At 71.6% G+C, this 15,026-nt stretch carries 11 protein-coding genes and 2 pseudogenes; 7 read left to right on the plus strand and 6 right to left on the minus strand.

The genetic code is table 11. The features are described from left to right. Nucleotides 1–1,458, plus strand: a 1,458-nt coding sequence (locus tag AB0912_RS24075; RefSeq protein WP_366703057.1) for a hypothetical protein, incomplete at its 5' end; no start/stop codon positions are given. On the opposite strand, the gene AB0912_RS24080 is transcribed toward AB0912_RS24075, so the two are convergent. Both AB0912_RS24080 and AB0912_RS24085 read right to left on the minus strand, forming a co-directional pair. Further along, nucleotides 1,388–3,511 carry an AAA family ATPase gene (locus tag AB0912_RS24080; protein WP_366703059.1) on the minus strand — a complete coding sequence of 708 codons (2,124 nt, stop codon included), beginning with the start codon at nt 3,509–3,511 and terminating at the stop codon, nt 1,388–1,390. The genes AB0912_RS24075 and AB0912_RS24080 overlap by 71 nt on opposite strands. Before the next feature lie 157 nt (nt 3,512–3,668). Next, nucleotides 3,669–4,376 (minus strand): DUF6300 family protein, encoded by a 708-nt coding sequence (locus AB0912_RS24085; RefSeq protein ID WP_366703061.1) that lies wholly within the window; start codon nt 4,374–4,376, stop codon nt 3,669–3,671. On the opposite strand from AB0912_RS24085, the gene AB0912_RS24090 reads away from it, so the two are divergent. From AB0912_RS24090 to AB0912_RS24110, 5 genes are all read left to right on the plus strand, one after another. After that, nucleotides 4,343–6,052 carry an MFS transporter gene (locus AB0912_RS24090; protein ID WP_366703063.1) on the plus strand — a complete coding sequence of 570 codons (1,710 nt, stop codon included), beginning with the start codon at nt 4,343–4,345 and terminating at the stop codon, nt 6,050–6,052. The two genes, AB0912_RS24085 and AB0912_RS24090, sit on opposite strands and share 34 nt — an antisense overlap. Further along, nucleotides 6,049–7,476 (plus strand): amidase, encoded by a 1,428-nt coding sequence (locus AB0912_RS24095; protein WP_366703065.1) that lies wholly within the window; start codon nt 6,049–6,051, stop codon nt 7,474–7,476. The genes AB0912_RS24090 and AB0912_RS24095 overlap by 4 nt, the downstream gene beginning before the upstream one ends. 455 nt (nt 7,477–7,931) lie before the next feature. Further along, the gene (locus AB0912_RS24100; RefSeq protein ID WP_366703123.1) at nt 7,932–9,224 is read left to right on the plus strand and encodes an ABC transporter substrate-binding protein; all 1,293 of its coding nucleotides are present in this window, start codon (nt 7,932–7,934) and stop codon (nt 9,222–9,224) included. Next, the gene (locus AB0912_RS24105; protein ID WP_366703067.1) at nt 9,221–10,237 is read left to right on the plus strand and encodes a sugar ABC transporter permease; all 1,017 of its coding nucleotides are present in this window, start codon (nt 9,221–9,223) and stop codon (nt 10,235–10,237) included. The genes AB0912_RS24100 and AB0912_RS24105 overlap by 4 nt, the downstream gene beginning before the upstream one ends. After that, on the plus strand, nt 10,234–11,139 hold the full coding sequence (locus AB0912_RS24110; protein WP_366703069.1) for a carbohydrate ABC transporter permease: 906 nt from the start codon (nt 10,234–10,236) through the stop codon (nt 11,137–11,139). The genes AB0912_RS24105 and AB0912_RS24110 overlap by 4 nt, the downstream gene beginning before the upstream one ends. A gap of 12 nt (nt 11,140–11,151) precedes the next feature. Here AB0912_RS24110 and AB0912_RS24115 read toward each other — a convergent pair whose 3' ends face one another. From AB0912_RS24115 to AB0912_RS24130, 4 genes and pseudogenes are all read right to left on the minus strand, one after another. Continuing rightward, the gene (locus AB0912_RS24115; RefSeq protein ID WP_366703071.1) at nt 11,152–12,354 is read right to left on the minus strand and encodes a helix-turn-helix domain-containing protein; all 1,203 of its coding nucleotides are present in this window, start codon (nt 12,352–12,354) and stop codon (nt 11,152–11,154) included. A 75-nt stretch (nt 12,355–12,429) separates the two neighbouring features. Continuing rightward, the gene (locus AB0912_RS24120) at nt 12,430–12,927 is read right to left on the minus strand and encodes a DUF2690 domain-containing protein (protein WP_366703125.1); all 498 of its coding nucleotides are present in this window, start codon (nt 12,925–12,927) and stop codon (nt 12,430–12,432) included. Between the two features lie 357 nt (nt 12,928–13,284). After that, nucleotides 13,285–13,467: pseudogene (locus AB0912_RS24125) on the minus strand (helix-turn-helix transcriptional regulator); the annotation flags it as partial. Next, the gene (locus tag AB0912_RS24130) at nt 13,464–14,411 is read right to left on the minus strand and encodes a peptidoglycan-binding protein (protein WP_366703073.1); all 948 of its coding nucleotides are present in this window, start codon (nt 14,409–14,411) and stop codon (nt 13,464–13,466) included. The gene AB0912_RS24130 and the pseudogene AB0912_RS24125, both read right to left, overlap by 4 nt. A 315-nt stretch (nt 14,412–14,726) precedes the next feature. Between AB0912_RS24130 and AB0912_RS24135 the strand changes: the two are divergent. Further along, a pseudogene (locus AB0912_RS24135) lies at nt 14,727–15,026 on the plus strand (peptidoglycan-binding protein); the annotation flags it as partial.

Below are 15,026 nucleotides of genomic sequence, written 5' to 3' on the forward strand. Positions count from 1 at the left end.
ACCGAGCACCGAGCACCGAGCACCGAGCACCGAGCACCGAGCACCGAGCACCGAGCACCGAGCACCGAGCACCGAGCACCGAGCACCGAGCACCGAGCACCGACGTTCGGTCTGTCGCCGGAGTGGCTGCTCGCGGACGGGGTGCCGTTCGCGGACGGTCTGGTCATGTCCCATCCGGAGCAGGTGGAGCGGCTGCGCCGGGTCTGTCCCGCGGCCGTGGACGCGGCGGTCGTGGCCGGGGACCCCACCTTCGACCGGATGCTCGCCGCTCGCCCCTACCGGTCCCGCTTCAAACGCGCGCTCGGCGTACGTGAGGGTCAGCGGCTCGTCGTACTCAGTTCCACCTGGAACCCGGAGGGCCTCTTCGGCAGCGGCGACCCCGATGTCCTGGCGAGCCTGCTCCCGCGGCTCGCCGCGGAGCTGCCGGCCGACGACTACCGGACGGCAGCCGTACTGCACCCGAACATCTGGCACGGCCACGGCCCCGGGCAGGTCCGTGCGTGGCTGGACCGCGCGTGCCGCGGCGGACTGACCCTGGTCGACCCGCTGCACGGCTGGCAGCAGGCGATCGTCGCCGCCGACGCCGTGATCGGCGACTTCGGCGCCGTCACCTACTACGCCGCCGCCCTCGGATCGCCGGTGCTGCTGACGTCCGACGGGGCGGGCCGGCTGGACCCCGAGGCGCCGCTCGCGGCGTTCGTCGGGCGGGCGCCGAGGCTCTCCCCGCACGGCTCACTCCGTGCGCAGGTGGACGAGTTGGTCACCGGACGGGGGCAGGCGGCGGGGGCGGCGCCGTTCGTGTCGTCGGTTCCTGGAGAGTCGGCCGCACTGCTGCGGCGGCACTTCTACGGCCTGATGAACCTGCCCGAGCCGGCGGCTCCCGCGCTCCTGGAGCCTCTGCCGCTGCCCGCCCACGAACCCGTGCGCAGGACCGCGCCGCTGCGGGTGCGTACGCGGGTGCGGGGGGCCGGGGTGACGGTGGAACGGTCCGCGTCGCCCGCCTACGGCGCCCCCGGCGACGTACATGTGGCCGTGCACGAGGACACCCTCGATCCCGGCGACCTGGAAGTGGCCGATGTCATCGTGCGCGAGGGACAGCCGGACGATCCGCGCCTGGGCGGCTGGGAACGGTGGTCGGCGGAGGTTCTCGAACGGTTCGGACAGTGCGCGATGGCGGCGTTCGTCGCGGGCTTGGACGTGTGTCTGGTACGGGTCCGGGACGCAGGCCTGTTCGAGTTGTCGGCGGGCGCCGACGCGGACGCGGACCCGGCCGCTTACGCCTCGGCGCTCTACGCGTGGCTGGCCGCCGGGCATCGGGTGCCCGACGGCGGTGTCACGCTGCGCGCGCGGGCCGCCGGCCGGGTTCATCCGGTGGTGGTACGGCCCCTCAGCGGGCGGCCTCGCAACGGCGCCGCAGGTCGCCCAGGTACTCCAGGTGCGGAGCGGCTGCCGGGGTGAGCAGGTGTTCGGCCTCGGAGATGTGGGCGAGCGCCTGGCGGTTCTCGCCCCCGTCGTGGAGGGTCTCGGCGAGGTCGGTCAGTACGCGCGCGGTGTTGTAGGCCTCTCCCTGCTCCCGGAAGAAGTCGACGGCGCCGCGCAGCAGGCGTTCCGCTTCGTCCAGCCGTCCCATGCCGCGCAGGGCCCGCCCCTGGTGGCGTGCGGCCAGCGCGCGGGCGCGGGGCAGATCCGCGGCGCCTTCCTGGCCGGAACTGATCTGTCCGTAGAGGCGTTCGGCCTCGGTGAACCGCTCGTAGGCGGCGCGGAATTCCCATCGGTAGAGGAGGAGCAGGCCTTGCAGCTCGACGGCCGACGCCTCCCCTCTGACATGGCGGGCCGCCCGCTCGCAGTGCACGGCGGCGAGCGCCTCGCGGTCGGCTTCGTCCGCGCGTTGCAGTTGGCTCAGGCAGTGGGCGAGCTGGAAGTGCAGGGCTCCGGCCATGCCGGTGAGGGGCTGGTGGGCGTCCGCGCAGCGCACGGCCACCCGCAGGGCGGGGAGCACTTCGTCGAAGTGTCCGGCCTTGAGCTGGAGCGGCCACAGCGCGCGGGCCAGCCGCAGGGCCGTGGGAATGTGCTGGTACTCCTGGGCGAGGGTCACCGCCCTGACGATGTTGGCCTTCTCGGCGGCGAGGACCGCCAGGCCCTCGGCTTCGTCGGCGTGTGGGGTGCCCTCGTCGGGGCGCGGTTCGGTGCGCCAGCTCTGCGGGAGGGCCGCGTGGGCGGCGTGCAAAGCCCGTAGCAGTTCGGCGTTCAGGGAGCGGGTGACCGCGGCCGCGCATTCGGCGATGCCGTGTTCCGGGCCGGCCGTGTCGGCCAGGTAGCGGCGGACTTCAGGCCGGAAGCGGTAGCGCTCGTCGCCCACCGGTTCCAGGAGTTGTACGTCGGCGGCTTCGGCGAGCATACGGGCGGCGTCATCCAACTCCACGTCGGCGGCTGCCGCGGCCAGGTGGGCGTCGAGGCTGGGCCATCCGCCGAGTGCGCTGAGCCGGCACAGCCGGGCGGTCGGCTCCGGAAGGCCGTCGACGGCGTGCCGGGCCGCCGAGCGGACCGGATGGTGGCCCTCGGCCGGGGCTGTCTGCCCCGCAGTGTCGTCATCGTCGGCGTCGAGGCGCGTCGCCGCGGCTCTCAGGGCGAAGGCGTTGCCCGCGCACTGGTCGAGCAGGTGCGGGATACGGGCTTTGGCCCGGGCGTAGCGTTCCTTGCCCGCCACGTCCCGCACCATCTGCTTCGCGTAGTGGTCGCTGAGCGGCTGGACCTCGACGCGCTGTGCGTCGAGCGCGAAGGGCTGTCCGGAGACGACCACGAGGAGGAAGACACCGGGTGTGGAGGGGATGAGGCTCCGGACCTGGGCGAGGGAGGTGGCGTGGTCGATCACGATCAAGGCGTGGCGGCCCGCGCTGAGTTGGCGGTAGAGCTGTTCCCGGCCGGCCGTGCTGGGCGGCATCTGCTCGGCGGTGACGCCCATCTGCCGGAGCAGTCGTTGCAGTACGGCGGCCGGCTGGAGTCCGCTGTCCGCCGCCGCGTCACGCAGGTCGATGTAGAACTGCCCGTCGGGGAAGCGGTCGTGGTGCGCGGCTCCGAGGTGCAGCGCGGTGGCGGTCGTGCCGATGCCGGGCGGCCCGTAGAGAAGGGCGACGCGGGGCCGCCCGTCGGCGGGGCGGGTCGCCTCGCGTGCCAGCGCCTTGAGGACTTTCTGACGGTTGGTGAAGTGGCGTGGCGCGGGCGGCAGTCCGCCTCCGCCGGCGAGCGTCCGGCTCGCGCCCTGCTGGTGTACGCCCATGAGCGACGCCCATTCGCCGGCCACCCGGGGGTCCTGGCTCATCCGCGTGTGCACCACACCCGCGAGCGCGGCCTGTTCCTCCGCCCCGGCCGGCAGCGGCGTCGGGCGCCCCGTCGTCCTGCGCACCAACGCGCCGGTCGACACGAGGAGTTGCTTGCCCATCTCGTTCCCGGCGCCGTTCACCATGTTGGTGAAAAACGCGGTGAGCGCGCTGAGCGCCACAACCTCCAGCACGTCACCCCTCCTGCTCCCCGATCCCGACACCGGCCCTGGCCGGACTGTATCTCCGCAGCGCCCGGTCGGGGACATATTTGAGTCTCCGGAGGGGCGGCGGCATACGAGGGCTTGGCGGAGTGAGTGGCCGCGAGAGTGCCCGGAACGGCTGTTGGCGTTATCCGGGGCCGGGCTCCGGGGGGCCAGGCCGTGTAGCTGGGTTCATGAGGGCTTGGGTGGTGGACTCGTCGTGGGGGCGGGTTGGGGTGAAGGTGGTCGGGTGGGCGGGGTTCCAGTGCCAGCCGTGGTCGGCCATCGCCTCCCTCGTCCACTCCAGGAGGCAGCGCGCCCCCTCCTCGCCGCGTTCCGTGTCGTGTCCGCCTCCCGAGGCGAACCAGAAGAGAAACGCGCCGGCCGCCGGCTTCTCGCCGTCGCATGTACCGCACAGTTCCAGGTGGATCGGCCGGCCCGCCGTGTCGTTCCTCGGCGCCACGCAGCTCACGAACAGGCTCCCGCCGCACCGGGAGCACGGCGGGAGTCGGTCGGATGTCTCCAGGCTGTGCACTGCGCTCCTTGCCGGTGGGGGTTGCCGATGAGAGGGGGGCTTCCTCAGCGGAAGAGGGCTGTCAGTCCGTTCACCCGGATCGCGACGAACACCAAGGCCGACACCAAACACCCCGCCCCCACCACGGCCCGACTGTAGTGCCCGCCGGGGGCCCTCGGAACGGAGATCCGTTTGACGCGCCCCAAGCGAATCAGGACCACCCCCTTCCCCGTACCGACCGGTCGGTACTAGCGTCGCCGCGTCGAGCACGCACCGCCGCGTGCCACGGAGACCTCCAGGGAGGCACTGTGTCGATCTCTCCTCCGGCGACCGACGGGCCATCGGCCGCGCCGGCGTCGGCGCCGCTACGGGGACTCGTCGGCCGTCGGCTCCAGCACTACCCGGAACGCGGGCCGCGCTACTGGTACCTGGCGCTGGTCGTGCTCGTCACGATCGTCCTGTACTACCAGTTGTACGTGCAGTACGCGGTGTCGACGGCGGTGATCGCCGACTACCACATGTCGTTCATGTACTTCGTGTACATCTCGGTGGCGGCGAACGCGGTCGGCGCCTTCGCCTCGCTCGCGGCGGGGCTGGCCGACCGCTGGGGCCGGGCCAACATCGTGGTCTACGGTCTGCTGCTGGTCGGTGTGCTGACCACCTTCGCGCTGCCCAACGCGCCGGGAAAGCTGAGCTATCTGCTCACGTACTGTGCGATCGCCCTGGTCGAGGGCATGATCCTGGTCGCCACACCCGCGCTCATCCGGGACTTCTCCCCGCAGTTGGGCCGGGCGTCCGCCATGGGCTACTGGACCATGGGCCCGGTCATCGGCAGCCTGGTCGTCACCGCCGTCACCTCCCGTACGTACGGCTCCTCCGCCACCTGGCAGGACGAGATCCGGTACGCGGGGATCAGCGGTCTGGTGCTGTTCGTCGTGGCGTTCGCCGGGCTGCGCGAACTCGCTCCCGCGCTGCGCGACCAGATCATGGTGAGCCTGCGCGACCGCGCCCTGGTGGAGGCCCGCGCGCAGGGCATCGACACCGAGGCCGCCCTCAAGGGGCAGTGGCGGCAGATGCTCCGCCTGGACGTCATCGGCTCGGCCGTCGCCGTCGCCCTGTTCCTGCTGCTGTACTACGCGGCGGTCGGCAACTTCGTCGTCTACTTCGCCACCGCCTTCGGCTACACGACCCAGCGCGCGAACGCCCTGCTCAACTGGTACTGGGGCGCCAACGCCGTCGCGTTGGTGGTGGCCGGACTGCTGTCCGACCGGCTGCATGTGCGCAAGCCGTTCATGCTCGGCGGCGCGCTGGGCTCGATCGGGTTCACCCTCGCGTTCACGCTGCGCGCCACCGAACCGGGCACCGGCTACTACACGTTCGCGTTCATCGTGGCGGGCATCGGCGTCACCAGCGGCTTCGCCTACTCGCCGTGGATGGCGAGCTTCACCGAGACCGTCGAGCGGCACAATCCGGCGGCGACCGCGACGGGCCTGGCGATCTGGGGCTGGATCGTACGCATCACCGTCGCCCTGTCGGCGGCCTTCCTGCCGCTCGTGGTGAACACGGTGACCCCGATCGTCGAGCACGGCGCGGAGGTCCGGCAGGCGTCCGTGCGGGCCGCCGACGCGCTCGCCATCACCCGCGCCCACCCTGCGCTGTTCGCCGAACTCGGCCGGTACGCGCCGGACAAGGTGCCGCCGGCGCTGCTCCAACAGGCGGTGCGGGAGGTCGGCGCGGAGGACCTGGCGACCGTACGGAAGGCCGCGCCGCAGCTCAAGATCCTTCAGGAGCACGGCGACGAGGTGCGGAAGGCGAGCGCCGACAATCCGCGCAAGTGGCAGATCTGGTGGTGGGTCTCGCTGGCCGGGCAGGTGTTGTTCGTGCCGTTCGTGTTCCTGATGTCCGGCCGCTGGCGGCCCCGCGACGCCCGGCGTGACCTGCGCGAGCACGAGGAGGCGGTGGCCCGTGAGGTCGCCGGGATGCGGCGGTCCGACGCGCAGGAAGGGGCGTCCGCGTGAGCACCCCGACCGCGCCGCACGCGCTCACCGCGCTCGAACAGGCCGCCGCCGTGCGCGCCGGCGACATCTCACCGGTGGAGCTGGTCCGCCATCACCTCGACCGCGCCGAGGAGTTCGACGCGCGCTACGGGGCGTTCCTGACCCGTACGCCCGAGGCGGCCCTGGACGCGGCGGCCACGCTGGAGAAGGCGGGGCGCGGCACTTCGCCGGGTGCCCTGTTCGGCGTGCCGACAGCGGTCAAGGACCTGGTGGAGACGGCCGGGGTGGTGACGACGTACGGCTCGAAGGTGTTCGCCGGGCATGTGCCGGATGCCGACGCTCACAGTGTGCGGCGGCTGCGGGAGGCCGGCACCGTCAGTCTGGGCAAGACCAACACCCCCGAGTTCGGGTGCTGTTGCTATACGGACAACGATCTGGCGGGTCCGGCGCGCAGTCCATGGGACCCGGCGCTGTCGGCGGGCGGGTCCAGTGGCGGGGCGGCCGTCGCCGTGGCGCTCGGGCTCGTGCCCGTCGCGCACGCCAGCGACGGCGGCGGCTCGATCCGCATCCCGGCGAGCGTGTGCGGGCTCTTCGGCCTCAAACCGGCCCGGGGACGCGTCAGTTCGGGCCCGTTGGGGGCGGAGGTCAACGGGCTTGCCGTACAAGGGCCGTTGGCGCGGTCGGTGCGTGACGCGGCGGCCCTGCTCGACGTCCTCGCGGGGCCCGAGCCAGGCGATCCGCACTGGGCGGCGCCGCTGCCGCCCGGCGAGACGTTCCTCGGGCACGCCGGCCGCGAGCCGGGCAGGCTCCGCATCGGCCGGTACGCGGTCCCGGCGGCGGACGGCATCACCGTCGACCCCGTCTGTCTGGCCGCCTGGGAGCACGCGTCGCGGCTTCTGGAGAGCCTCGGTCACGAGGTGGAGGACATCCCGACGCCGTTCGGTCCGGAGGTCGGCGACCAATTCGTGACGGCGTGGGGCGTGCAGTCCCTCGGCCGCGCGGTCGGGCCGGAACAGGAGGCCTCGCTCAGGCCGGTCACCCGGGCCTGGCGCGCGTACGGACGGCAGGTGAGCGGCGAGCGGTTCGCGGCGGCGATCACCGGGATGCACCGGGCGACGCGCCGCGCGGTCGAGGCGACAGGGGCGTACGACGCCGTCCTCACCCCGGCCCTGGCGACGCTGCCGCGGCCCGTCGGGCACTTCGACGAGTCGGGCGACCCGCTGGTGAACCTGCGCCGGCAGAGCCCGTTCAGCGCGTTCACCAGCCCGTACAACATGACGGGCCAGCCCGCGGTGAGTCTGCCGCTGTACTGGACCGCCGAGCACGGGCTGCCCGTCGGGGTGCAGCTCGCGGGCCGTCCCGCCGACGAGGCGACCCTCATCGCGCTCAGCGCTCAACTGGAGGCGGCGGCACCCTGGCGGGACCGGTACGCGGCGCTGTTCTGAGCGGGCGTGAAAGACGCGCCGGCTGGGGTACGGGCCTGGTCCCGGGCCCGTACCCCGGCTCGCGAACGCTCCCGTCGCCCCAACGACCCAGCAGCCCGGCACGTTGGCCGTCGCGGACCGGACCGGCCTGGGCTTGGCCGTCGCGGACCGGACCGGCCTGGGCTTGGCCGTGGCGGTCGAGGCCGCCGCCGGATGTTTGTCGCCGGCTCCAAGGTTGTTTGTCGGCTGAGACGTAGACGCCACGTCGGGGCGGGCGTAGAACTACGCCTGCGATCGATTGCGTTGCAACTTGGTGAGTTCTGTTCGAAACGGGCGGGAGTCATGGGGCCACGTCCGGCTGTGCTCACGACGTCGTCGACCCGCGGTTCGGTTCCATTGTTCACGCCCCTGGAGGCATCGTGTCGGTTGGCGATCTGCGCAACAGCCTTTTCGGTTCCGCCCCTTCGCGCAGAAGTCTGCTCAAGGGCGCCGGTGCGGCCGGCCTGACCGTGGCCGCCGGAGGACTGCTGTCGGCGTGCGGCGGCGACTCGGACACCGACGACTCGGGGAAGTCGTCCGGCCCCGTCGCGGGCAGCACGGTCACCTTCGGGTCGAACTACTCCGACCCCGCGACCCGTTCGGCCTTCGCCGCCCTCACCTCGGCCGGAACGGCGGCCACCAAGGTCAAGGTCAAGATCAACACCGTTGACCACAACTCGTTCCAGCAGAACATCACCAGCTACCTCCAGGGCACGCCCGACGACCTGTTCACCTGGTTCGCCGGCTACCGCATGCAGTACTTCGCGGCGCAGGGGCTCGCGCAGCCGCTCGACGACGTGTGGAAGAAGATCGGGGGCAACTTCGGCCCGGCGGCCAAGCAGCTCTCCACGGGACTCGACGGCCATCAGTACCTGGTGCCGCTGTACAACTACCCCTGGGTCGTCTTCTACCGGAAGAGCCTGTTCAAGAAGAACGGCTACTCCGTGCCGACCACCTGGGACGCCTATCTGGACCTCTGCAAGAAGATGAAGTCCGACGGGCTGATCCCGATCGCGTTCGGCGACAAGGACGGCTGGCCGGCGCTCGGCACCTTCGACATCCTCAACCTGCGGCTCAACGGCTACGACTACCACGTCAAGCTGATGAAGCACGAGATCCCCTGGACCGACCAGGGCGTGCACACCGTCTTCCAGCACTGGGCGGAGATGATGCCCTATGTGCAGAGCGGCGCCAACGGCCGGATCTGGCAGGACGCGGCGAAGACCCTGGAGTCGAAGAAGGCCGGGATGATGTTCCAGGGCACCAACCAGGTGGCCGCGCAGTTCGTCAGCGACAAGGCGGACCTGGACGACCTCGACTTCTTCCCCTTCCCCGCGATCAACCCCAAGTGGGGCCAGGACTACATGGACGCGCCCACCGACGGGTTCATGCTCAGCAAGAAGGCGAAGAACCCCGCCGCGGCGAAGGCGCTCCTGGAGTACATCGGCACCGGCGACGCCGAGGCCGAGTACCTCAAGACCGACCAGTGGGACGTCGGCCTGGCCAAGGGCCTCAAGGTGCCGTCGTACAACGCCATCCAGAAGAAGTCGGTCGCCGAGATCGGCAAGTGCAAGGCGGTCGCCCAGTTCATGGACCGGGACGCCGACCCGGCCATGGCCACCGCGATGATCTCCCTCATCCAGAAGTTCGTCGGCGACCCCTCGACCGGCGGCATCGCGGCCCTCCAGAAGAGCGCCGAGTCCCAGGCGAAGGCGATCTACACCGGATGAGCAACGCCACCCGCGCCCCCCGGACGGCGCCCCCGCACTCCGAAGGCCCGCCCGGTCCGCCGCCCGGCCCCGGCCCGCGGCGGGTACGGCGCACGCCACCGCGTGACCGGCTCGTCGCCGCCCTGCTGCTGGGCGTACCCCTGCTGCTCACCGTGGCCTTCATCTGGGTCCCGGCGCTCGGCACCGTGCTGCTGTCCTTCACCCGGTGGAACGGCGTCGGCGACCTGCACACCAAGGCCTGCGACCCGCACCTTCCGCCCATCCTCAACAACGGCTGCCTCAACGGCGTCCAGAACTACCACCAGGCCGCCACCAACTACCCGGAGTTCTGGCCCGCGGTCCAGCACAACCTGATCTGGCTGGCCGTCTTCGTCGTGATCGCCACTCCCCTCGGCATGCTCTTCGCCGTCGTCATCGACCGGGGCATCAGCGGCAGCCGGATGTACCAGAGCATCCTGTTCCTGCCCGTCATGCTCTCGCTGGCCCTGGTCGGCATCATCTGGGAGTTCGTGTACTCGCAGAACTACGGCGTGATCAACACGGTCATCGGGCGGTCCGGGGACAGCGACGCCATCGACTGGCTGGGGAACCCGGACCTGAACCTGTGGGCCGTCCTGGTGGAAGCCACCTGGCGGCAGGCCGGCTATGTGATGGTGCTCTACCTGGCCGGTCTGAAGGCGGTCGATCCGACGCTGCGGGAGGCCGCCGTGATCGACGGCGCCAACGCCTGGCAGACGTTCTGGCGGGTCGTCTTCCCGGCGATGAAGCCGATCAACATCGTCATCATGGTCATCACCGTCATCGAGTCGCTGCGCGCCTTCGACCTCGTCTACATCACCAACAAGGGCATCAACGGACTGGAGTTGCTGTCGGTGCTGGTGACCTCCAACATCGTCGGGGAGACCCAGCGGGTCGGTTTCGGCTCCGCCCTCGGCGTCGTCCTGCTGCTGATCTCCCTGGTGCCGATCTGCCTCTTCCTCCGCCAGACCTTCCGCAGGGAGGAGACACGGTGACATCCGAAGCCGTACCGGCCGCCGCTGCCCTTCCGGGCGGCCGTGACCGGCGCCCCAGGGTCCAGCTCCTCGCGCAGATATTCCTGGTCAGCGCCTCCGCGCTGTGGCTGCTGCCGATCCTGTTCGCGCTCTACATCGCGGTCCGCCCCTACTCCGACACCCGCAAGCACGGTTATGTGTCCCTGCCGCACGACCTGACGCTGAGCAACTTCAGCGACGCCTGGTCCCAGGCCGACATGGGCCGCTTCTTCTGGAACTCGGCCCTGATCACCCTGCCGGCCGTCGTGATCGTGCTCTGCCTGGCCGCGGGCGCCGCCTTCGTCCTCACCCGGGTGAACGTCAGGATCAACGTGGCCCTGCTCATCCTGTTCACGGCAGGCAACCTGCTCCCCCAACAGGTCATCATCACACCGCTGTTCAGGATGTACCTGAAGATCCCGCTGCCCTCCTTCCTGGCGGACAGCGGTCTGATGTACAACTCCGCCTTCGGTCTGATCGTCATCAACGTCGCCTTCCAGCTGGGCTTCTGCGTCTTCGTGCTGAGCAACTACATGAAGTCCGTGCCGGACGAGATGTACGAAGCCGCGCTGGTGGACGGGGCGAGCCTGTGGACACGCTTCTGGAAGCTCACCGTCCCGCTGTGCCGCCCCGCCCTGGCCGCGCTGGCCACCCTGCTGACCACGTGGATCTACAACGACTTCTTCTGGGCCATCACCCTGATGTCCTCCGGCGACAAACGCCCGGTCACGTCCGCGCTGGCCAATCTGCAAGGGCAGTTCGTGAGCAACCAGAACCTCATCGCGGCCGGCGCGATGATCGCCGCGATCCCGACCCTGGTGGTCTACATCCTGCTCCAGAAACAGTTCATCGCGGGGCTCTCCCTCGGGTCGAGCAAGGGGTGAGCGGGCCGTGGCTCAGTCGCCCCGCCGGTTCAGCAGCCACCACGAGGTCACCAGGTCCTCGGTGCGCCCCAGATCGAGGCCGGTGAGCTGCTGGAAGCGGTTCACCCGGTAGCGGACCGTGTTCGGGTGCACCGCGAGCCGCCGGGCGACCTCCCGTACGTCCTGGTCGCAGGCGAGGTACACCCGCGCCGTCTCCGAGATCTCCCCGCTCGAACGGCCGGCGGCGGCCAGCGGCGCCAGGTGCCGTGCGGCGAGACCGTCGGCGGTGTGGCCGGCCGCGAGGACGAGCGGCCGTGGCCCGAGGTCGGCGAGGGAGACGACGTCCGACATGGCGAACCGCGTCGCCGTCTCCAGCACGAGCGTCGCCTCGTCGAAGCTCGCGCTGAGCCGGTCGAGCGGGGCGGCCGGACCGACGGCCACCAGATGGCCGGCGACGGACTCGGGCGCTCTCGGCGCGACGCAGCCGAGGACCGCGCCGACCTCGGTGATCAGCAGCCTGTCGGCGGGCACGCCCACGGCGGTGGCGACGGCCCGGCGGATCGCGGCGGCGTCTTCCCGGGACGCCGCGCGGGCCGCGAGCGCCACATGGTGGTACTGGGGAGCGAGCCCGACGAGGTGGGCGTCGCGCTTGATCCGCTCCGCCGTGAACGCGCCGCTCAGCACCCCGGCGACGAAGGCCGACCGGCGCTCGGCGTCGAAGTGCTCGCGTTCCAGGGCGAGATCGTGCCGGACCCGGGCGAACACGGCGGACGCCTCGTTGGACAGCTCCCAGGTGCTGTCGTGCACCGCGAGCAACAGGTCGTCGGGCAGGGCCACTTCCGCCGCGGCCTCGTCCAGCAGGGCGAGCAGCTCCCGCGCACCGAGCTGGTATCCGACGGCGAGCACATCCAGCGGCACACCCTGCGCGGCGCGCTCCACCGCGTACTCCCCGAGCATCTTGCGCAGGGCCGCGTCGGGAACGCGCCGGGCGGACAGCTCGGCGACGAGGACGTCCAGGAAACGCCGGGCGGAATCCCGTATGTCGTCGTCCGAGAGCACCGCGTAGCCCGGGACGTGCCGACGGATCAGTGTCAGGAGCCGGTCCGCGAAGACGTCGTGCAGTGCCCGCAGCCGTTCGGCCACGGCGACCACGGCGGTACGGGTCGTGTCGTCGAGGGCGTCGAGGGCGGGCATCCGCCGGCGGACGGGCCAGTCGCCGGGTGTCTCGGGCTCCATCTCGGCAGCCTACTCACCGGGGTTGCCGGGGAGAACAACGTTGTCGTCGGAACGCTGTCTCGTCCGGGTGACGCGTCATCCTGTCACCCGGGTCTCGAAACAGTCCTCCTTGGCGGCCTTCGCCGGCCGGTAGCAGGCCCGGACGACGGTGCCGGGGGGTGTGACCGTCATGGGGGTGTAGACGAAGGAGTCGGTGTCGACGTCGTCCGCTATCCCGGCAGCGCGTACCGGTCTGCCGGCGGCGGCCACGCTCACCTCGATCCGGTCGCCGATCCTCGCACCCCACGTCCGCGCCCAACTGGCCCCGCACCGGCGGTTGTACCGCACCTCCATCCAGGCTCCGGTGGACATGCGGCGCCGGGCGAGGGTGTCGGGCTGGGCACCGCACCGCGTCACCATCGGGCTGCGGCCCTCGCAGGCGGCTCCTTGGCAGTGCGGGCGAGGTGAGGACGAGACCGACGGCGAGGGTGGCCGCGCGGAGGAGCGCGGCTCCTCGTGGTCGCGGGTCAGCAGGAGCAGCGCCACCGCCACGGCTCCGACGACCACGGCGCACACCGCCGCCAGCACGGCCATGAGCATCACGGTACGGCGACCGGCCGCGGAGGGCGCGCGGGGCGCCAACTGGGCGGGCTGAAGCGCTGTTTGAGCGGCCCCGGGGGGCAGTCCCGTCCCCGTCCGCTCAGCCCCCTCGCTCCCCGCCGCTCCCCCACTCCCCGACGCTCTTCCACTCCCGGCCGCTCCCTCACTCCCCTCGGTCTTCTCAGTCCCCTTCCGTGCCTCCGCCTCCGCCTCCGCATCCGCGGCCTCTGTCTCCGCGCTCGGCGGCGGCGCGCCCGGTGGCGGCTCAGCCGTCGGTGCCTCCCTCGCCCTGCCGCTCCAACCGGACTCCGCGATCTCCCAGAGCGCCACGGCGCGGCCCTCCGGTTCGCCGGCCAGTTGGCACAGTTCCCGTACCGCCCGGCTCGGCGGCAGGGTCCTGCCGTTGAGGTAGCGCTCCCATGACGACCTGCTGTACGCCGTCTTCGCCGCGAGGCCGGACAGGCTCAGGCCGGTACGCTCCCGCAGCGCCCTCAACTCGGCCGCGAGCCGGGCGTGTTCGGGTGAGGGAGTCATCCCCGCAGGGCTTTCCAGGTGTGCGGCCCGGCGATGCCGTCCACGTCGAGGTGTTCCTGGAGCTGGAAGCGCTCGACCGCGCCCAGTGTGAGCGGGCCGTACATCCCGTCGATGCCGCCCGGCGAGATGCCCGCCCTGCGGAGCAGACACTGCAACTCGGCCACCTGGGGCCCGGAGTCGCCGTACGCCACCGTGGCGTCGACGGCCTGGCTGTTGCCCGCGTACCACCCCTCGCCGGTCCGCTCCAGCCGGCAGTGGTACGCGGCCTTCGTGGGCGCCGGTGCCTGCTCGGTGCCGGACGCCACATGCGCGGCGGGCACCGGTGCGCCGCTTTTCCCGTCGTCCATGAGACGTACGGTCACGAGCACCGCGGACGACACGGCCAGCAGCAGGACCGCGCAGGCCGACACGAGCGCGATGGTCAGCGCCCGCCGGGACACGCGGAACTCCTCGGCGGCCCAGGTCGACCTGATCTCCGGCTCCACGTCGGTCGCCTCGGACACGACCGGCGCCCGCGACGGGGGCGCCTCAGGGCCGGGCGCCTCCGGTATCCGCACCTCCGGTACCCCCGCCTCCCGTACTCGCGCCTCCGGCACGACGCCCGCACCGGCACCAGCACCGGCACCGGCACCGGCACCGGCACCGGCACCCGCACCCGCACCCGCGCCCGCGTGTCCCTCGCGCCAGGCCTCGGCGGCGACCTCGTGCAGGGCGAGAAGCCGCGTCGTGTCCTCACCGGCGGTTCTGGCCAGGGCCTCCACGGCGTCGCGCGGTGGCACCGAGCGGCCGTTCAGATACCGCTCCCAGGACTTCGCGCTGTACCCCGTGCGCGCCGCGAGCTGCCGCAGGGTCAGCCCGTTGTGGTCCTTCACCCGGCGTAAGCGAACCATCAACTGCCTTACGCGCGGATCGAGTTCCGCGGGCAGCGCCTTCCAACGCGACATGTTCCCCCACCACGCGTTCATGATCAGCGGTCCTGGTCAGTGCCCCCTGTGCCGTCGCATTGTGCATCAGGGGACACCGGGCCGCACGGCAACGTGGTTCCTGCACCCAAGTGCCATCGCGCGACCACCGCCGCCGCCGTCCCGCGGAACCGTCGCTTCGGCTGGCGTCCCCGCAGGTCAGCGTGTGTGACGTCCCACCGTCGGCGCACTTGTGCCGCAGCGCTGGTGCCCCTGGCTCCCCGCCCCGCACTCTCGTCTCGCCACCCGCACCGCAACGGTGTGGATGTGCCCGACGACCCGAGAGGGAAACGACGTATGCGATCCACAGTCTTGGCCAGGACCCTGGTGGGAACCGCCGCCGTGATCGGACTCGCCGCCGGCGGTCTGGCGACCGCGGGCCCCGGCTTCGCCGCGCCCGCCGCGGCGCCGAGGACCCAGTCCGTCTCCGTCCTCGCGACGAACAACCTCGGTCTGAGCACCACCCAGGCCAAGTACGTTCAGTGCTTCCTGCGCGGCGCCCCGGCGAGCTACACCGGCGCCATCGACGGCGACCTCGGCACCAACAGCTGGAAGGCGATGCAGCGCCACCTGCGGGCGTACTGGAGCTACACCGAC

The sequence above is a fragment of the Streptomyces sp. NPDC007084 genome (assembly GCF_040703595.1).
Classification (GTDB): Bacteria; Actinomycetota; Actinomycetes; order Streptomycetales; family Streptomycetaceae; genus Streptomyces.